Origin of the sequence: Sulfitobacter sp. SK011 (assembly GCF_003352065.1) — a bacterium.
Taxonomy (GTDB): domain Bacteria; phylum Pseudomonadota; class Alphaproteobacteria; order Rhodobacterales; family Rhodobacteraceae; genus Sulfitobacter.
This window is the reverse complement of sequence record NZ_CP025803.1, coordinates 3,066,914-3,085,250: the sequence shown is the minus strand read 5'-3', so window position 1 is coordinate 3,085,250 and position 18,337 is coordinate 3,066,914. Positions and strand designations below refer to the sequence as shown.

The following is an 18,337-nucleotide window of genomic DNA, read 5'->3' as shown; positions in this document are numbered from 1 at the left end:
GCATAGTCTTCCAAGCTAATGACGCGGGTTCGATTCCCGCCGCCCGCTCCAACATATCCATGTCCTTTGTAGTTTATGCCGCACGCGCAGTGCTTGACCCTGCTGCTCAGCCGCGCCATGACCGCGAGAGCACCACCAAAGGACATTTCATGGCCCGACCTCCAATTCCTGCACCGTCCCAGACTGAGGAACGCGAAAAATCCAAGCAGCTGGGCGCATTGCGCGCTTTGGTGCCGTTTCTGTGGCCTTACCGGTTACTGATGATCGCGTCGATCTGCGCCTTGGTGCTCACGGCAATGATTTCGCTGGCGTTACCGCTGGCAGTGCGCCGGGTCGTGGATAATTTTCGCACGGGCGAGACCCAACTCTTGGATCAATATTTCATGGGGGCATTGGTGATTGCGGCCCTGCTCGCCGTGGGGACCGGGCTGCGCTATGCGCTGGTGACGCGGTTGGGTGAACGGGTGGTTGCAGACATTCGAAAGGCGGTGTTTGACCGTGTAATCGGCATGAGCCCGTCATTTTACGAGCGGATCATGACCGGCGAAGTGTTGAGCCGGATCACCACGGATACCACGCTGATCCTTTCCGTGATCGGTTCATCGGTGTCGATTGCCCTGCGCAATATGCTGATTTTTGTCGGGGGTCTGGGGCTGATGATGCTGACCTCGACCAAATTGACCCTGCTGGTGCTGTTGATCGTGCCCGCAGTGGTGGTGCCGATCCTGACGCTGGGACGGCGGCTGCGGGTGATCAGCCGCGAAAATCAGGATTGGATCGCGGCGTCATCCGGCAACGCATCCGAAAGCCTGACCGCTGTGCAGACCGTGCAGGCATTTACCCACGAGGCGGCAAGTCGGGATCAATTTGGTCAAATGACAGAAGCGTCCTTTGACGCGGCACGTCGGCGCATCAAAACCCGTGCGGCGATGACCGTGATCGTGATCTTTTTGGTTTTCTCAGGCGTGGTCGGCGTGTTGTGGATCGGCGCGCGTGATGTGCGTGCGGGGGATATGTCGGCGGGCGGGCTGGTGCAGTTTGTCATCTATGCGGTGATGGTGGCAGGTGCGGTTGCGGCGCTGTCTGAAATCTGGTCCGAATTGCAGCGCGCGGCAGGGGCCACCGAGCGGCTTGTCGATCTTCTTCAAAGCGAAGATGCGGTCAACGATCCGGCCCACGGCCAGGCCCTGCCGGATACAGTGACCGGACGGATCACCTTTGATGGGGTGCATTTTTCATATCCGGCGCGGCCCGGTGTCGCAGCACTTGATGGGATTGATCTGGAGATCAGCCCAGGTGAAACCGTGGCTTTTGTTGGTCCGTCCGGCGCGGGTAAAACGACGATTATTCAGCTCATCTTGCGGTTTTATGATCCCGCGCAGGGCCAGATCAGGCTGGATGGTGTCGACCTGCGCGATATGCGCCGTGATGTATTCCGTCGCCATATTGCGCTTGTCCCTCAGGACCCGGTGATCTTTGCCGCCAGTGCCGCAGAAAACATCCGGTTCGGCAGGCCCGATGCCAGCGACGCCGATGTCGTGGCTGCTGCCAAAGCGGCGGCGGCAGATGAATTCATCGCGGCCTTGCCCGAAGGCTATGACAGCTATCTTGGGGAACGGGGCGTGATGTTGTCAGGCGGCCAGAAGCAACGCATCGCCATCGCACGGGCGATCCTGCGCGATACGCCGGTGTTGCTGCTGGACGAAGCCACCAGCGCGTTGGATGCGGAAAGCGAACGTGCCGTGCAAGCCGCCGTGGACAAGTTGAGCGCCGACCGGACGACCCTTATCGTGGCGCACCGGTTGGCGACGGTCAAAAAAGCGGACCGCATTGTGGTGCTGGAGGCGGGTCGCATTGTGGCAATCGGAACCCACGATGAGTTGGTTGCCAAGGGCGGTCTTTATGCCCGGCTGGCAAAACTGCAATTCACCGATGGTGCGCAAGCTCTTTAATTCCCCCTTGTGTCCCTTGGCGTGGAACGAAACTATGGTCCATGAGTTCATAAGCAAAGGAGAACTGATATGGGTTTGTGGAGTTTCGTTAAAGATGCCGGCAAAAAAGTTTTTGGCGGTGGTGACGACGCAGAGGTCTCAGGGGCCGCACTGCAGGATGAATTGAAGGATCTTGGCCTCGATGCCAAGGGTCTTGATATCACCGTGGACGGTGACAAGGTAAAAGTCAGCGGCAAGGCCGTCAGCCAGGAGATGAAAGAGAAAGTCATCCTGGCAGTTGGCAATGTCGAGGGCGTCGCAGAGGTTGAAGAAGACATCGAAGGTGACGGCGCGGATCCGACGTTTCACACTGTCGAAAAGGGTGACACCCTTTGGGCAATCTCAGCGAAAACACTTGGCAACGGTGCCCGGTACGAAGAGATTTTTGAAGCCAACAAGCCAATGTTGAGCCATCCTGACAAAATCTATCCCGGTCAGGTTCTGCGTATTCCGGCCGCGTGAGCGGTCATCGGTTTCAGATCAAATAAGACCAAAAAGATTGGGGCGGTTGTGCATGACGCACAGCCGCCCTTTTTGTTTTGCCGCTGCGTTATCTTGTCTTACGCAGCGTCGCAACGGCCAGCATGCTTGCAGAAAACTGGATTTCGACGCATCCTTTTGGCGAGTAAAAAAACACAGCTGGAAAACCAGCTTTTAGGGGAGGACGGCCATGCCATTTGGCGGGATCAAGGATTGCAAGGCAATCGAAGCGGAAGTGCCATGGGCAGAACGCGATGTTGCAAAGACGCTATACGGATTGCTCAGCAGCACAGCGGCAAAGTTCCCGCAGCACAAGGCCGTCAGTTACCAGATATTCTCTGGTCAAAAAGACAAAGCTGAAACGCTCACCTGGAAGCAATTGCACGGCAAGGTGACCCAAGCGGCCAATATGTTTAGATCCCTTGGCGTCGGCCCCAAGGATGTGGTGGCCTATGTTCTGCCCAATTGTAATGAAACGACAATCACTCTGTTGGGCGGTGCCGTTGCAGGCATCGCGAACCCGATCAACCCTTTGTTGGAACCCGAACAAATCGGGTCAATCCTGCGCGAAACCGGGGCGTCGGTGGTCGTGACATTGCGGCCTTTCCCAAAAACCGATGTGGCTGAAAAAACCGCAGAAGCGGTCAAATTGGCACCGGGTGTGCATACGGTGCTTGAGGTTGACCTGCTGCGATACATCACGCCACCAAAGTCATGGATTATCCCGCTGATCCGGCCCAAGCTGAAGATCGGCAATCAGGCCAAATATCTGAATTTCAACGCAGAACTTGCCAAGCAACCAACAACGCTGGCGTTTGAAGACCCGCAAGAGGACCGCGTGGCATGTTATTTCCACACCGGCGGCACCACGGGCATGCCGAAAGTTGCACAGCATACCTATCAGGGGCTGGTCTATAACGGCTGGCTGGGGCATCGGTTGTTGTTTGACGAGAACGACAACATCATGTGTCCGCTGCCGCTGTTCCATGTCTTTGCCTGTCACGTGATCCTGATGGCGGCGGTCCATTCGGGCGCGCATGTGGTCTTTCCGACACCGCAGGGATACCGTGGTGAAGGTGTATTCGATAATTTCTGGAAACTGGTTGAGCGCTGGAAGATCAGCTTTATCATTACTGTACCGACCGCCATATCGGCCAAGATGCAGCGGCCCATTGATGCGGATGTGAGCACGGTCAAGACGGCGTTCTCAGGCTCTGCACCATTGCCGCTTGAGCTTTTCCGGCGCTTTGAAGAAGCCACAGGCGTCACTCTTGTAGAAGGCTATGGATTGACCGAAGCGACATGCCTTGTGTCGGTCAATCCGACCGATGGTCAAAAGAAAGTTGGCAGCATTGGCATCCCATTGCCCTATTCCAAAGTGCGGATCATCAAGGGCACCAATGACGGGCCGGTGGATGCGGGCGTGGACGAGATTGGCGAAATTTGCGTGTCTAACCCCGGTGTCTATGCAGGGCATACCTATACCGAGGCCGACAAGAACAAAGACCTCTATTATGACGAAAAATATCTGCGCACAGGCGATCTGGGCCGAGTCGACAGTGATGGTTATCTGTGGATCACCGGGCGGGCCAAGGATCTGATCATCCGGGGCGGCCACAACATCGACCCCGCCGAGATTGAAGAGGCGCTTTTGGGCCATGACGCCGTGGCCTTTGCCGGGGCAATCGGACAGCCCGATGCCCATGCTGGCGAAGTGCCCTGTGCCTTTGTCGAACTGGTTTCCGGTGCGTCCGTGACCGAAGAAGAGCTGTTGGCGTTTTGCAAGGAAAAGGTCCATGAGCGGGCCGCTCAGCCCAAGCATATGACGATCATGGACGAATTGCCCAAAACGGCTGTGGGCAAAATTTTCAAACCTGATCTGCGCAAACATGCGATCACGCGCATTTATAATGCCGCACTGAAAGAGGCATCGTTGGAGGCGCGGGTGACTTCCGTGATTGACGACAAAAAGCGCGGTCTGGTGGCACAGGTCACGATGGGTGGCGCGTCAGATGCAGATGTCGGCAAAGTGCTCGGAGCGTTCACAAGGCCATGGGAGGCCGTGTGAGAACACCGGATTATCGCCGCTTGATTGACGCCGAAATGTGGGCATTCATCGAGCGGCTGAACAGTACCTATCCGCCCGGTGCTGTCGATCTGACCATTGCTGAGCAGCGCGATGTCTATGACGGCATGTGCAAGGTGTTCTATCAGGGCAGGCCCGAAGGTGTGCAGGTCTGCGATGAGCCGCACGGTGGCGTTCCCTGCCGCCGTTATGAGGCCAGCAAAAGCGATGTGACGGTGATCTATTACCACGGTGGTGGCTTTGTTGTTGGCGGGCTCGACAGTCATGATGATGTCTGTGCCGAGATCTGCCAGCGCACTGGGTATAGGGTTATTTCGGTCGATTACGGACTGGCCCCCGAGGTGATTTTTCCGGGATGTTTCGACGATGCCTGGCGGGCTTTCGCGGCGATCGCAACCGCATATGACGGTGATCTGATCCTGTCGGGCGACAGTGCCGGTGGCAATCTGGCCGCGGCGATGGCACATCACGCGCGGGCCACGCATGACGGGCGCATTGTTGGTCAGGTGCTGATCTATCCGGGGCTTGGCGGTGACTGGGGGCAGGGGTCTTATGTGGAGCACGCCAATGCGCCACATCTCAGCACCGCTGACATGGAATTCTATATGAACATGCGCACGGGTGGCAGTGGGCCCCCCAAAGGTGACCCGCGCTATGCGCCGTTGCAGGACATCGACTTTGCGGGTGTGCCACCCTCGGTGATGATCACGGCAGAATGTGACCCGCTGGCCAGCGATGGGCAAAACTATCGAGATGCGCTGCGCGCGGCGGGGGGGCAGGCGGAATGGATCAATGTGGCGGGCATGGTGCACGGCTGTTTGCGGGCGCGGGTGATGTCGCAAAAAGCGGCTGGTTTTTTCGATCAGGTAGTCGGTGCAATTGACGCGCTGGGGCGGCGCGAATGGCCGTATTGAAGTCGGGTTGATCCAACCGCCTCAGGTGAGAAAACTCTTGGCTTTCATGGTCTTGGCAATCGGCGCACCGAGCCGGTGCAGGATTGTCGGGGCCAGTTGCAATTGATCAATCACTGTGTCCTCTGATGGCCCTTTCGCGGGCCCAAAATAATACAGTGCCGCCTCTTGCTGTAACGGGTCACGCCCGCCGTGGTGGCCGCGCGCGTCCTGACCATGATCGGCAGTGACGATCACCTCGTATCCGTCATCCAACCAGCGCGGAATAAACGGGGCCAGCATTTCGTCCATCACAAAACAGGCGTGGTCCATTTCATGACAATCATGGAAAAATCGATGGCCCATGCTGTCCAATGTACAGGTGTGCAACATCCCGTAATTCAGGCCAAAGCGCTGGCAGAGATTGGTGAGGGACCCAAATAAATCCACATCAGAGGGGGTCATCTGATTGTCGTGGCCATACCCTGTCATGGTGTGAAAACGACCATGGTTGATGGATTTGCTTGTTGGTTCGTCATATTCGATATCGCGAACGAAATCAAAGGGATGGCGGTTGAAAAACTCTGACCAGAACGAATGTGCAACCGCGCCGGTAACACCGCCGCCCGCGCGGACCTGAGAAAAGACATCCTTTTCTTTAAGGCGGAACACGTTGCCATTGCCGGTACAGCCATGCACCGCTGGGGCCACGCCGGTGTGAATGGACGCATAGCACGACGCCGAGGTCGATGGCAGCACTGAACGGATTTTCCAGACGCGGGCATCGCCGCTGTCGACCCAGCCCTCAAGGTTGCCAAACAGACGCCGCCAATTGCGATAGGGGATACCGTCAAGGATGATCAGCAGCAGTTTGTTCTTCACGGTTCTACCCCCTATTTGCCAGGCCATATGATCGCAGAGCGGTGGCGCGCGCAACGGTTAACCGCAGATCAGAGCGCGGGATGGAAAAAGCGCTGTTAACGCCCATGTTTCAAGGGGTCTGGGGGCTTGATAAGGCGGCTGTAATGCGTCGGTACAAGTGCCGGTAATGCGGAGCATTGAGCAGATTAACCCGGCGTGCGATGCCGGAAGTAAAGGGAGAGTGCATGTCAGCTGCGCGGACGAAGCGCCCTTTAGCTGTGAATGCACCAATGGCTGCTTTTAGAGTTCCTTAGTGCGGCAGTGTCCTAGGACAGCGAACCCATCCATCCCAAAAAGTCATTGAAGAGGAAACGAACGCCCTCATCCTGAATAACCAAATCGGCCTTGGACTCTGCAAGCCAAAACGAACCAAGATCAGTCTCGCTATCAGCCAAGAGTTCTTCGCAATATGTGGCTAGTTCCAGTACGGCCTTATCGCCATAGCCTTGCCGAAAGTCTTCATAGATTTGGTTGCGCCCGTCTGGGGTTTCGGCCCAACCAGGATGAACGACATCTAGGTCTTGATGAAACTGCAAGGTGAAGTCGTAGAATGATTTCGGCGGCGTCATGTCAGTCAACCCTTGGATAGGATGTGATAATGATAAACCTATTTGGCATGTCTGGATCATACTCAATGACGGATCCTACGCCAAATGTCTGCCGGAGCCGTATTTGGGATGAGGCACGCTGAGTGGTTCGGTATGCCTCAAAGCCTGTTGTTGATCCAAAATCACTAGTTATGAAAGCTCTACGCAGCTTCCCGCTGGCAACTTCATTCACAACATCCGCGTTGCTGGCTAAGTTAGAGTTCGTCAACCTCTGCGCGGCTTCGAAAGATGGGAATGTTCCATGTCGCCACCGATACAGGGTGCCAAAAAGCGATCTCCCACGTGGAGTACTGACAGATCCAATTAGGAAGGCTTCGCTTTTCCCGACATGTAGGGCAACAGTATGGCCCCCATTTGCTTCATGGAAAGAAAGGTCTTGTGGAGGAACGCTGCCGTCAAAATCGGCTAAAATTAAGTTATCTTGAAGGGCTGGCGCAGTAGGTTCCGCATAGCACCGGCAATTGTGTGCTTCGCCCGGATGTCCGCCTTCCGGCGGATTGTCCCAACGGAAAACGCGGTCATCATAGTCGGCATGGCTGTCACGAACTTTGACATCATCGCGCGAGCGCCAGATATACTGCACAATCCCGAGATCTTCCTGACGGAGCTGGTTGATCAGCCCGGTGAAGGCCCGCAGCAGCCGTTCTTCCATGGCCGTTCGCAGTGGCCGTAGTCGCTGTTGGTGCTCTTGGTATTGGTTGAAAACGCTCTCAAGGCGCACGTCCCATGCGTCCAGTGCCTCGGCCTTTGCGTCCGACACTTCCCGCAAATCGGCTTCCGTGACAGTTGGAACCGTGTCAGGCGGTTAAGCGCGTTGAGGAGCATCCGAATGTTGTCGGAAATCACCTGATCGAGGCGTTCGCTGAAGTCGGCCCTTAGGGCGGAGTAGTTTGGGAAGGTCGACTTCAGCGATACCCCCGCGCGACGACCGACGATGTGGCTACCTCTCTTAACGAAATCAAATTGGCCGTTGCCGCCGTACCTTAGGAAGTCGCCGAAACGGTGTTGCATGGAACCCCCGCATACTTGCGGAACAGGTTCTATACATCATTCGTAAAGCAATCCTCAGGCTACCGTTCGCTGTGTTTCGATGAAGATGATTACCTCATCATCAAAAAGAACCGGACATTTATGCTCGGTGCAGCATTCGACACTTTGGGCTCAAACCCGTCGCCCGCACCCCTAGTTCCCCGCGCTTTCCATCTTGCGATGCTCGATCACTTCTTCCAGCCAGCCCAGTTTCATCTCTGGTACGGAACTCAACAGCAGGTCGGTGTAGTCGTCGAACGGAGGGGCCAGCACCTGCGACTTTGGGCCGTAGCGTACGACCTGGCCTTGGTACATCACGGCAATACTGTCAGCGATGGCTTTGACCGTTGCCAGATCGTGGGTGATGAAGAGATAGGATACGTCCTCGATCTTTTGCAGCTTCAACAACAGTTTCAGGATGCCGTCCGCGACCAGCGGATCAAGCGCCGATGTGACCTCGTCGCAGATGATCAGCTTGGGTTTGGCGGCCAGTGACCGGGCGATGCAGACACGTTGTTTCTGACCGCCGGAAAGTTCGGCTGGATAACGGTCCTGAAACCCGTCGCCAAGTTCGATCTCGTCCAGCAGTTCCTGAATGCGTTCCTGTTTCTTTTTGCCTTTGAGGTTGAAGTAGAACTCAAGCGGGCGGCCGATGATCGTGCCAACGGTCTGACGCGGGTTCATCGCGGTGTCGGCCATCTGATAAATCATCTGCAATTCGCGCAGATCATCGAGCGGCCGGGATTTGAGGTCTGGTGTCAGCGTCCGTCCGTTAAAGACGATCTGGCCTGCCGAAGGGGGCAAGAGCCCGGTGATCACCCGTGCCAGCGTTGATTTGCCCGAGCCGCTTTCGCCCACAATGGCGAGTGTCTGACCGGGGTGCAGTTCGACGTTTACATCCTTGAGCACGTCAAAATCGGTGCCTTTGTAACGCGCGGTGATGTTTTCAACGCGCAGCAGCGGATTGTCAGTCGGCTTTTTCTCAACGTGTTTGATGGAGCGGACGGACACCAAGGCCTGGGTGTATTCCTCTTGCGGGTTGTTGATGATCTGATCGGTGGTGCCGTATTCGACCATCGCGCCCTGTTGCAGCACCATGATGTGATCGGAAACCTGTGCCACCACGGCCAGATCGTGGGTGATATAAAGGGCGGCCACGCCGGTGTCGCGGATCGCATCCTTGATCGCGGCCAGCACATCGATTTGTGTGGTCACATCCAGCGCCGTGGTGGGTTCGTCGAACACGACGAGATCGGGTTCAGGGCAAAGGGCAAGAGCGGTCATGCAGCGCTGCAGCTGTCCGCCTGATACCTGATGCGGATACCGCGATCCGATGTTTTCCGGGTCGGGCAGGCCCAGTTTGCGAAAGAGTTCAACCGCGCGCTCCTCGGCTTCTTTCTTGCCGAACTTGTTCTGGAAAATGGCGGCTTCTGTCACCTGTTCCATGATCTTTTTTGCCGGGTTGAAGGAGGCTGCGGCAGATTGGGACACATAGGTGACTTCGGCACCGCGCAGGCGGCGCACATCGCGAAGCCCCGCTTTCAGCATGTCGCGGCCATTGACCCAAACCTCGCCGCCCGTCAGTTCGACGCCGCCGCGGCCATAGGCCATTGCGGCCAGACCGATGGTGGATTTGCCTGCACCGGATTCCCCGATCAGGCCAAGCACCTTGCCCGCTTCCAGATCGAAATCGACGCCGTGCACGATCTCGATATCGCGGGGGCGTTCGCCCGGCGGATAGATTGTTGCGCCAATTTTAAGGCCACGGACTTTGAGCAATGGTTGTGTTTGTTCAGTCATCCCCGGCCCCCTTTCAGCGATGTGGTACGGTTCAGGATCCAGTCCGCAACAAGGTTAATTGAGATACACAAGGTTGCGATGGCATAGGCGGGATAAAGCGCTGCCTGGATGCCGTAGTTGATGCCTTCCTTGTTCTCTTTCACGATGCCGCCCCAATCGGCCAGCGGTGGTTGCACACCAAGGCCAAGGAACGACAGGGTCGAGATGAACAGCACGGCAAAGATAAACCGCAGGCCCATTTCAGCCACCAGCGGCGACAGCGCATTGGGCAGGGTTTCGCGGAAAATGATCCAGCCGATTTTCTCGCCACGCAGGCGCGCGGCTTCGACATAATCCATCACCGTGATGTCAACAGCCACCGCGCGCGCCAAACGGTAGACGCGCGTGCTATCCAGCAAGCCCATCAGCACAATCAGCGTGACCATTGTGGTCGGCATCACCGACAAGACGACCAGTGCAAAGATCAGAGATGGGATCGACATGATCAGATCGACAAACCGCGACATGACTTGGTCAATCCAACCGCCAGATACGGCGGCGAAAAAGCCAAGAACCGAGCCTGTGACAAAGCTGAGGATGGTGGCGGCCACGGCGATAAAGATCGTCGTGCGCCCGCCATAGATCAGACGTGTGAGCAGGTCGCGACCAATACTGTCCGTGCCCAAAAGGAATTCAGATGAGGACGGCTCCCAAACGTCACCAACCACTTCGGACATGCCGTAAGGTGCGATCAGGGGGGCAAAGATTGCCATCAGGAAAAACAGACCCGTAAAGAACAGGCCGATGAGTGCGGCAAGGGGGATGTTTTTCATTTCGGATGCCTCAGACGCGGGTTCGCAAGGATGGAGACGATGTCAGCGACAAGGTTCAACCCGATGTACACCGCGGCAAAGATCAGCCCGCAGGCTTGCACCACAGGCACGTCACGTTTGCTCACATGGTCGACAAGGTACTGCCCCATGCCGGGATAGGCAAAGACCACCTCGACCACGACCACGCCGACAACGAGGTAGGCAAGGTTCAGCATCACAACATTGACGATGGGTGCTACGGCATTTGGAAACGCATGTTTGCGGATGATTTTCAGCATCCCCATGCCTTTGAGTTCTGCGGTCTCGATATAAGCCGACTGCATCACGTTCAGGATGGCGGCGCGTGTCATCCGCATCATATGCGCGAGCACCACCAGCGTCAGAACCATGACCGGGATCGCAATCGCATTAAGCTTTTGACCCAGCGACATGCCTTCGTTGATGATCGCCACCGACGAAAACAGCCCCCATTTGATCGACACCCAATAGATCAGAACGTAACCAATCATGAATTCGGGAATTGAAATGGTGGTCAGCGTGACAGCCGAGATCAGCTTGTCCGGCCAGCGGTCTTTGTACCGCACGGCCAGCAGGCCAAGAAAGATTGCCAGCGGGACTGAAATAACAGCCGCCCAGAAGGCAAGGAAAAGCGTATTTTTGAGACGTCCACCAAGGCTTTCCGCGATGTCGCGGCCGTTGGTCAGCGCAGTGCCAAGGTCGCCTTGGATAAAGCCACCAAGCCACGAAAAATATCGGGTGAGGGCGGGTTCATTAAGCCCCAGTTCAGCGCGCAGGTTTTCGAGCGCCTGTGGTGTTGCCGATTGACCAAGGATCTGTTGGGCAACGTCTCCGGGCAACATTGTGGTGCCCGCGAAAATCAATATGGAGGCTGCAAAGAGCAGCATAATGCCCAGCGCGAGGCGCTGGGCAATGAGTTTCAAGATGGGGTGCATTCCGCGATACGCCCTATGCGTCTTTAAGCCAGCATTCGATCGCGGCTTGGTTGCTCATCATTTCGCCATATGGATCGTCAACCCAACCCCCAAGGCCATTGCTGACCCCGTTGATGAAGTCGTTGAACATCGGCAGGATCAGACCACCTTCGTCGCGCACCATCATGCCCATTTTGGAATAGATTTCCTTGCGCTTTGTCTGATCAAGTTCGGCTTTCGCTTCTTTCAGCAATGCGTCGAATTCGGGACGTTTCCAGCGCGTGTCGTTCCAGTCTGCGGTCGACAGATAAGCTGTTGAATACATCTGGTCCTGCACCGGACGGCCACCCCAGTAGGATGCGCAGAATGGCTGTACGTTCCAGACTTCTGACCAATAGCCATCGTTCGGCTCACGCTTGATCTCAAGCGGGATACCCGCCGCCTTGGCAGTTTCCTGGAACAGCGATGCGGCATCAACTGCACCGGGGAAGGCACCATCAGCAACGCGCAGGATGATCGGGCTGCCATCGTGGCCGGACTTTTCATAATGCTCTTTGGCTTTCTCGACCGAGAATTCACGCTGCGGGATGCTTTCGTCAAACAACGGATAGGAGGCGTTGATCGGCATGTCGTTCCCGATGGAGCCATAGCCACGCAGGATTTTATCAACCATTTCCTCGCGGTTGATTGCATACTTCAGCGCCAGACGCAGTTCGTTGTTGTCAAAGGGCGCTGTGTCGATGTGCATGATGAACACATAGTGGCCGGGGCCAGATGAGTTGCGTACTTCAAGGTTCGGCGCGCGACCCAGAAGGGAGGCAACCTTGGGATCAACGCGGTTGATCGCGTGGACTTGGCCGGATTGCAACGCGGCGGTCCGTGCGGTGGCATCGTTCAGCACCAGTTGCTCAACTTCGTCCGCCCAACCACGGTTCTCGGAATCCCAATAATCATCGCGACGTTTGAACGCGTGACGCACACCGGGTTCGTCGATTTCGAGGGTATAAGGGCCAGTACCGATTGCAGCTGTTGGATCGTCCATGCCACCACCGGGCTGGATGATCAGGTGATAGTCCTGCATCAGATAGGGCAGGTCGGCGTTCGGCTCGTCCAGATCAAGCACAACATAGTCGCCATCGACTTTCATGTCGGCGATGCCTTTGACGATGCCCAATGCACCAGACTGGCTGTCCTCGTTTGAATGGCGCTGCAACGTTTTGACGACGTCGTCCGGCGTCATGTCCTTGCCGTTTGAAAACGGCACGCCCTTGCGGATTTTGAAGGTCCAGGTTTTGGCGTCCGTTGACGCTTCCCAGCTTTCGGCAAGGCGCGGTTTCAGGCCGCCATCGTAATCAAGATCCGTGAGCGTTTCACCCCAGCAATAGAGGTTGTTGAGCGGCACTTCGGACGCAGTCAAAGCTGGGTCTTGGGTGTTTGTGCTTTCACCGCCGGAGGACCCGATTTTCAACATACCACCACGCTTCGGTGTTTCCTGCGCTTTCGCTGAACCCGCCAGCATCGCATTCGCTGCAAATGCCGTCACGCCAAGTGCGGCGGCACGCCCGACAAATTCGCGGCGTGTCATCAGGCCCTTGGCCACATCGGCCGTCATAGATTTTAGTTGATCGTTCATGTGATACTCCCGGTTGGAATCATGGCGCTTGGTTGCGCCGTTTTATTGACTGATGGGTCAAGTTTGCCGATTTTGACTTGTGTCGCAAGGGTTAATAGCCATCAGACCATGATGGTTGTGTTACATGCAGTCCCTTTTCACGCTGTCAGTGATATCGCGGTGATATACCAATGTGTCACCTTCGTAGGCTTCCAGCCTTGCGGTCAGATGGAAATCTGCCGCATCTGATGACATCGTGCAGTGTGTTTCTGTGCGCAAAACGATATCTCCGCGCTGCAGTTCTTCGGTCCAGTGGCATGTGCCGCGCGCTGAAAGCGGATCATCTGGATGGATGGTCCAGCGTTCGCGCGCGATGGACCCGTTGATCAGCCCGTGATCGAGGTCTTTCACGCGGCCGAAGTCGTCTTCGATCACCAATAAAACCTCACCTGTGGTCATATCTGTTTCGCGCCGCCTGATGTGATTCTGGGGGCGCAAGGTCTCAATCTGCCAGGGATCAGCGGCGGTGGGGGGCGGGAAGGCATATTCGTCGCTGCCCGAGGTCGGGCGCTGGGGCAAGGCGATCTGACCGGCACTCAGGGTCAGTGTGGTGGGCGCAGGCGAAGGCCAGATCAGGGGCCAGTAGGCGTCAGAAATGGAGACCCGCAACCGATGCCCTGCGGGCACCCGGTAGGCGATGTGATCAAGATCAAGCGTGACGTTTTCAACCTTGCCGGCGGCCATTGGCTTTGGGTTTTCCGCGCTGTCGCGATGGCTGAGGTTCAGGACGCCGTAGGTGATGCGGGTGGCGGCTCCGTCGGGGTGAATATGGTTCAGCCGCACCGCCATCTGCGCCTGCGGCTGGTCTGACGCAACCTGAACCGTCACGCGCGGCGCGCCGACGATGTCCATATCGGCGCTTAAGGGTTCGCTGTCGAACGTCGTTGACAGCGCATCATCGCTGCGCTGGTCACCGGGCAGTTCGGGGCCAAGCCAAATCGCGCAGTATTCGCCCGCATCCGCGCCGCAGTGCGCAGGGGATGCAACGGTGCGGTCAAGCTGACCGGTTGTGGTGCGCAGCCCATCGTTGGTCAGATGCAAGGTCTTGGTTTGCAGATGAGATGTGGCCCCGGTTGGTTCCGCAATCCAGCGACCGGGCCGTTGTAGATACCATGCGGCGGGGCGCAGTCCGTCCATGAGATAGGCGCGGTAATCGGGGTCATCCTCAACCCCGGTGTCGATCCCTTTGAGCCAGCGGTCCCACCAGCGCAGCGCCTCTTGCAGGAACCCGATGCGCGGTTCGGGGATGGCAAAATGCGGATATTTATGAACCCACGGACCCACGATGCCTTTGGCACCCGGCAAGGCTTCGACCAACTGCGGGACCGCGTTCTTATAGGCGTCCCCCCAGCCGCCTATTGCCAGCACCCTGGCCTTGATGGCGCTGTAATCCTCAATCACCGACCCCTGTTTCCAATAGGCATCGCGCCGTTGGTGGCGCAGCCAGAGTGAGGGCAGGAACGGTTCTGCGGCCAGCCGCTCCAGCCACATCTCACGCCAATCCTCGCGCAATGCAGGGTCAGGTGCGCGGCTGGAATAGGACCACATGGTTGCACCCCAGCCGAGGTTTTCGTTAAGCAGACAGCCGCCCTTGAAATGAATGTCATCGGCAAAACGGTCCACGGTGGAGCATAGTGTGATCACCGCCTTCAGCGGCTCAGGCGCATGGGCCGCAACCTGTAGCCCGTTAAAACCGCCCCAGGAAATGCCCATCATGCCGACATTGCCATTGCACCATTGCTGGGCGGCCAGCCATGTGATCACCTCGATGCAATCGGCCTGTTCGAGCGGGGTGTATTCGTCCTCCATCACGCCGTGACTGTCGCCATTACCGCGCATGTCGACCCGCACGCAGGCATAGCCACGCTCGGCGAACCACGGATGGGTCAATGCGTCGCGCGCACAGGTCCCGTCGCGTTTGCGGTAGGGCAGATATTCAAGGATCACGGGGACAGGATCGGTGTCAGCATCATTGGGACGCCAGACACGGGCGGACAGCCGGCAGCCGTCGCTAAGGGTGATGCCCAGATCAGGCTCTTCGGTGATGGCGCGCAGGGCGTTTGGGGTTTGTGTCATTGCCTATAGGTCTTGCGGGTTGCTGATTTTGTCAACTGAATCGTCTTTTCGCAGCCATTCAAGGGCTGTGGGCGGGCCATCGAATGTTTTGCGAAATATCCCCGTCCGCGTTTGGTGCTGGCCCCTGCCGGTATTTGGAAAAGGGTGAAGGTCAGGGGGTTTGCGTATCCAGCCAGAGCGTCACCGGGCCATCGTTGGTCAAGCTGACGGCCATGTCGGCACCAAATTTGCCGGTCTGGGTCGGGATATTCAGCGCGGCCAGTTGTGCGGTGAAATATTCATACAGGTGGTTGGCGTGTTCGGGTTTTGCGGCACCCGAAAATCCCGGACGATTGCCGCGCGATGTATCGGCGGCGAGGGTGAATTGACTGACCACCAATGCGGCACCGCCGGTCTGGGTGAGGCTGAGGTTCATCTTGCCTGCATCGTCTTTGAATAGCCGCAATTTCGAGATTTTGAGGGCAAGCGCCGCTGCTGTGGCTTCGGTATCATCGGGCATGGCGCAGATCAGGATCAGCAGGCCCGGACCAATGTGACCAATGGTTTTGCCTTCGACTTTAACGGCGGCCTCGCTGACCCGTTGCAACAGGGCGCGCATCAGGATTTCCAGTCGATGATCTGGTCGGGGACGGCGCGTTCGGTGCGAAATTGATTGATCGGTGCGTCCTTGTCTGCATAGCCAAATGAGATGGCGCAGAGGACCAGCCGGTCGTCTGCAATGTCAAAGTGGTCGCGGACCAGCGGCGCGTAGCCCGCAATGGCCGCCTGCGGGATGCTGGCAACGCCAAGCGCCGTTGCGGCCAGGGTAAATGCGGTGACAAAGCCGCCGGAGTCCATTGCGCCGTAGGGGCCAAGCTCTGCCGGGGAATGGATGATCGCGACATGGGGCGCATCAAAGAGCGCGTAATTGCGCAGCATCTGGGCCATGCGCCCGGCGCGGTCGGATTTTTCAATGCCCACCGCATCGTAAAGCTGGTAACCGCAGGTGCGGCGCCGCTCCGCATAGGCCCCGGAATATTTTGAAGGCCAGTCAAGGTCAGGCTGCGGTGGCCTACCGGTGCTGGCGGCTGTCATCATGACATCGCGGAATGTTTCGGTTGCGGCACCTTTGGTGATGGTGACCTGCCAGGGTTGGGCATTGCACCACGAGGGGACATGGCGCGCGGCGGTGATGATCTGGGTGATCACATCATCTGGCACCGGATCAGGCCGAAAAGCGCGGCACGAATAGCGCGATTTCAGGATATCGGTGAGGGTGTCGTAGGATGTCATGGTTGTTGCGCCACGAAATAGCCAATGATCGCAGCCAGAATAAGGCCAAGGATCACCGCAAAAGTGATTTTGATGGTGGAATAGGGCCGTTCGCCCTGCACCCGCCCGGTGCGTCCGTTTACGACAAAACGATAGGTTTTCCCGCGGTATTTATAGGCCGCGAGCCAGACCGGCAGCAGGATGTGCTTGAAGGTGATGTTGGACACTGCCGTATCAATGCCGTGGATGCGCTGGCGGTCGCCGCCAATGTCAAATTTCACATCCCGCTCGATCACCCTGTCCATGTGCTGGCGGGCCTGTCCAAAGCCATCTTGAAGCGACACCGCATAGGCTTCGGCGCGAAACCCCGCGAGGTATTCGGGCGCATAGGGTTCAAGGGCGGACAGATCCCAAGGTTCCAGCGCGTCGGTAAAGCGTTTGGGCAATGAGGTTGAGGCGAGCACCAGCACATCGTCAAAAAACCGCGCCACGCGTCCCGATGCAGCGCGCCAGCGCACCTTGGCCACTTGAACGCGGGTGCGTTTGCCGTCGCGCATCACGGTCTGGGTTTCGTAATAAACGGTGCCGCGTTCACCATGATAGCTGGAAACGGTATCGGCATCATAGGTCCAGTAGGGCACGTAGATGCCCTGCATCTTGCGGTCTTTGCGGGCGTATTGCTTGAGGCCGTTCGGGGCGAACCACAGACTGCCTAGCCAATCTTTCATCGCGTCCCGTGCGACGTCTTCGGGCAGCGCAAAGGGCAGGACAGCGCGCGGCTTGATATGCCGATGGATGCCGGTATCGACAACCAAGGGCGTGGCGCAGAACGGGCATTCGGTGGCGTGTTTGCCATCCTCAAACTCGACCTGTGCAGCGCAGTTGGGGCAGGATGTGACGCGGGTTTCCTGCATCTCGGTGCCCGGCAGGTCGGTGCGCAGCCCGGCTTGAAAATCAAGTTCCTTGATGGGCTGAAACTGAAAGCCAGTGCCGTCGATGGCTTGGGTGTTGCCGCAATGATCGCAAGTCAATTCGCCCGCTTGCGGATCAAATCGCAGGTCGGACCCGCAATTGTTGCAGGGAAAGCGGTGTTCTGAGACGGGGGCAGGGGCGTTGAAAGTGTCGGTCATGGGGGCTCCGTCAGAGGGCTTGAACCAGACATAGCGCTGATGGTGCCGACGTGCCAGAGCGGTTGCGGATTGTCTTATAAATAGGCGTGCAGAATGCGCGGCACCATGATCCGCAAGGCGTTGTCGCGCAACTGAATGTGTCGCCAGATGTGAAAACCGGCATGCGCGATCGCAAGGATCGCGAGCAGATAGAATTCATAGATATGAATGGTGCCGATGATGTCATTGGCGTGTCTCAGGCCCAAGGGTGGCGCGATGGGCAAAATGCCCCCTGCTTTGAGTAAAGTGGCCGAGGTCAGGCCCAGGAAAAACCCGGTGAGCGCCACACCAAACAGCCCCCAGATCAGCGCCTTGTGCAAACCCTGATGCACTTTTCGGGCCCAGGGGGGCAATTTCGGGCCGGGTCGGCTTGCCAGACCGCGGCGCATGTAATCGGCGGTCCAAAGCAAGCAGAGCGTGACAAAAAGCAGGCCCAGCATCGAATGAAACTGGAACGCGCGCGGGCCAAAGGGCAGCACATCAGACGGGGTCACAAGGATGAACCAGATGAGCAAGGGCACCATGGACCAATGCATCACTTTCAAGGCGGTGCGGCGCTTAGGCAGATAAGGGGCAAGGGTGCGAAACATCATGTGTCTTGGAATCTGGGTTTTCGTCAG

Annotated in this window: 16 protein-coding genes; 4 read left to right on the top strand and 12 right to left on the bottom strand. The window is 57.4% G+C overall.

What is annotated here, in order from left to right; genetic code table 11:
- The first annotated feature begins 149 nt into the window (after positions 1-149).
- The 4 genes from C1J02_RS15225 to C1J02_RS15210 all read left to right on the top strand — a co-directional run bounded on the left by C1J02_RS15225 (position 150) and on the right by C1J02_RS15210 (position 5,471).
- The gene (locus tag C1J02_RS15225; RefSeq protein WP_114880633.1) at positions 150-1,952 is read left to right on the top strand and encodes an ABC transporter transmembrane domain-containing protein; all 1,803 of its coding nucleotides are present in this window, start codon (positions 150-152) and stop codon (positions 1,950-1,952) included.
- Between the two features lie 69 nt (positions 1,953-2,021).
- Positions 2,022-2,453 (top strand): peptidoglycan-binding protein LysM, encoded by a 432-nt coding sequence (gene lysM / locus C1J02_RS15220; RefSeq protein WP_114879338.1) that lies wholly within the window; start codon positions 2,022-2,024, stop codon positions 2,451-2,453.
- 208 nt (positions 2,454-2,661) lie between these two features.
- Positions 2,662-4,539, top strand: a complete 1,878-nt coding sequence (locus tag C1J02_RS15215; protein ID WP_114879337.1) for an acyl-CoA synthetase — start codon at positions 2,662-2,664, stop codon at positions 4,537-4,539.
- Entirely contained in the window at positions 4,536-5,471 is a 936-nt protein-coding gene (locus C1J02_RS15210) for an alpha/beta hydrolase (protein ID WP_254693116.1), read from the top strand. Before C1J02_RS15215 ends, C1J02_RS15210 begins: the two co-directional genes overlap by 4 nt.
- A 21-nt stretch (positions 5,472-5,492) precedes the next feature.
- Here the strand turns inward: C1J02_RS15210 and C1J02_RS15205 are convergent, their stop codons facing one another.
- The 12 genes from C1J02_RS15205 to C1J02_RS15150 form a co-directional block, all read right to left on the bottom strand.
- Entirely contained in the window at positions 5,493-6,329 is an 837-nt protein-coding gene (locus C1J02_RS15205) for an alkaline phosphatase family protein (protein WP_114879335.1), read from the bottom strand.
- 305 nt (positions 6,330-6,634) lie between these two features.
- Entirely contained in the window at positions 6,635-6,937 is a 303-nt protein-coding gene (locus C1J02_RS15200) for a hypothetical protein (protein ID WP_114879334.1), read from the bottom strand.
- Between the two features lies 1 nt (position 6,938).
- Positions 6,939-7,697: an RNase A-like domain-containing protein gene (locus tag C1J02_RS15195; RefSeq protein WP_302622768.1), complete on the bottom strand. Its 759-nt coding sequence runs from the start codon at positions 7,695-7,697 to the stop codon at positions 6,939-6,941.
- 461 nt (positions 7,698-8,158) lie between these two features.
- The gene (locus C1J02_RS15190) at positions 8,159-9,805 is read right to left on the bottom strand and encodes an ABC transporter ATP-binding protein (RefSeq protein WP_114879332.1); all 1,647 of its coding nucleotides are present in this window, start codon (positions 9,803-9,805) and stop codon (positions 8,159-8,161) included.
- Complete coding sequence (locus C1J02_RS15185; RefSeq protein ID WP_114879331.1) at positions 9,802-10,617, bottom strand: ABC transporter permease; 816 nt, start codon at positions 10,615-10,617, stop codon at positions 9,802-9,804. The genes C1J02_RS15190 and C1J02_RS15185 overlap by 4 nt, the downstream gene beginning before the upstream one ends.
- The gene (locus C1J02_RS15180) at positions 10,614-11,570 is read right to left on the bottom strand and encodes an ABC transporter permease (RefSeq protein WP_114879330.1); all 957 of its coding nucleotides are present in this window, start codon (positions 11,568-11,570) and stop codon (positions 10,614-10,616) included. Before C1J02_RS15180 ends, C1J02_RS15185 begins: the two co-directional genes overlap by 4 nt.
- A 13-nt stretch (positions 11,571-11,583) precedes the next feature.
- On the bottom strand, positions 11,584-13,182 hold the full coding sequence (locus C1J02_RS15175; protein ID WP_114879329.1) for an ABC transporter substrate-binding protein: 1,599 nt from the start codon (positions 13,180-13,182) through the stop codon (positions 11,584-11,586).
- Positions 13,183-13,302: 120 nt separating this feature from the next.
- On the bottom strand, positions 13,303-15,297 hold the full coding sequence (locus C1J02_RS15170; protein ID WP_114879328.1) for a CocE/NonD family hydrolase: 1,995 nt from the start codon (positions 15,295-15,297) through the stop codon (positions 13,303-13,305).
- A 151-nt stretch (positions 15,298-15,448) separates the two neighbouring features.
- A complete protein-coding gene (gene dtd, locus C1J02_RS15165; protein WP_114879327.1) occupies positions 15,449-15,895 on the bottom strand; it encodes a D-aminoacyl-tRNA deacylase in 447 nt (148 codons plus the stop codon).
- Positions 15,895-16,569, bottom strand: a complete 675-nt coding sequence (locus C1J02_RS15160) for a nitroreductase (protein ID WP_114879326.1) — start codon at positions 16,567-16,569, stop codon at positions 15,895-15,897. Before C1J02_RS15160 ends, dtd begins: the two co-directional genes overlap by 1 nt.
- Entirely contained in the window at positions 16,566-17,678 is a 1,113-nt protein-coding gene (locus C1J02_RS15155) for a TFIIB-type zinc finger domain-containing protein (RefSeq protein WP_114879325.1), read from the bottom strand. The genes C1J02_RS15160 and C1J02_RS15155 overlap by 4 nt, the downstream gene beginning before the upstream one ends.
- Before the next feature lie 74 nt (positions 17,679-17,752).
- A complete protein-coding gene (locus tag C1J02_RS15150; protein WP_254693115.1) occupies positions 17,753-18,310 on the bottom strand; it encodes a cytochrome b/b6 domain-containing protein in 558 nt (185 codons plus the stop codon).
- Positions 18,311-18,337 lie beyond the last annotated feature (27 nt).

What these genes read in the sequence shown, in the direction of transcription:
- C1J02_RS15155 (WP_114879325.1), bottom strand. Translation starts at nt 17,678, where the DNA reads ATGACCGACACTTTCAACGCCCCTGCCCCCGTCTCAGAACACCGCTTT.
- C1J02_RS15215 (WP_114879337.1), top strand. Translation starts at nt 2,662, where the DNA reads ATGCCATTTGGCGGGATCAAGGATTGCAAGGCAATCGAAGCGGAAGTG.
- C1J02_RS15200 (WP_114879334.1), bottom strand. Translation starts at nt 6,937, where the DNA reads ATGACGCCGCCGAAATCATTCTACGACTTCACCTTGCAGTTTCATCAA.
- dtd (WP_114879327.1), bottom strand. Translation starts at nt 15,895, where the DNA reads ATGCGCGCCCTGTTGCAACGGGTCAGCGAGGCCGCCGTTAAAGTCGAA.
- C1J02_RS15150 (WP_254693115.1), bottom strand. Translation starts at nt 18,310, where the DNA reads ATGATGTTTCGCACCCTTGCCCCTTATCTGCCTAAGCGCCGCACCGCC.
- C1J02_RS15170 (WP_114879328.1), bottom strand. Translation starts at nt 15,297, where the DNA reads ATGACACAAACCCCAAACGCCCTGCGCGCCATCACCGAAGAGCCTGAT.
- lysM (WP_114879338.1), top strand. Translation starts at nt 2,022, where the DNA reads ATGGGTTTGTGGAGTTTCGTTAAAGATGCCGGCAAAAAAGTTTTTGGC.
- C1J02_RS15225 (WP_114880633.1), top strand. Translation starts at nt 150, where the DNA reads ATGGCCCGACCTCCAATTCCTGCACCGTCCCAGACTGAGGAACGCGAA.
- C1J02_RS15160 (WP_114879326.1), bottom strand. Translation starts at nt 16,569, where the DNA reads ATGACATCCTACGACACCCTCACCGATATCCTGAAATCGCGCTATTCG.
- C1J02_RS15190 (WP_114879332.1), bottom strand. Translation starts at nt 9,805, where the DNA reads ATGACTGAACAAACACAACCATTGCTCAAAGTCCGTGGCCTTAAAATT.
- C1J02_RS15175 (WP_114879329.1), bottom strand. Translation starts at nt 13,182, where the DNA reads ATGAACGATCAACTAAAATCTATGACGGCCGATGTGGCCAAGGGCCTG.
- C1J02_RS15180 (WP_114879330.1), bottom strand. Translation starts at nt 11,570, where the DNA reads ATGCACCCCATCTTGAAACTCATTGCCCAGCGCCTCGCGCTGGGCATT.
- C1J02_RS15185 (WP_114879331.1), bottom strand. Translation starts at nt 10,617, where the DNA reads ATGAAAAACATCCCCCTTGCCGCACTCATCGGCCTGTTCTTTACGGGT.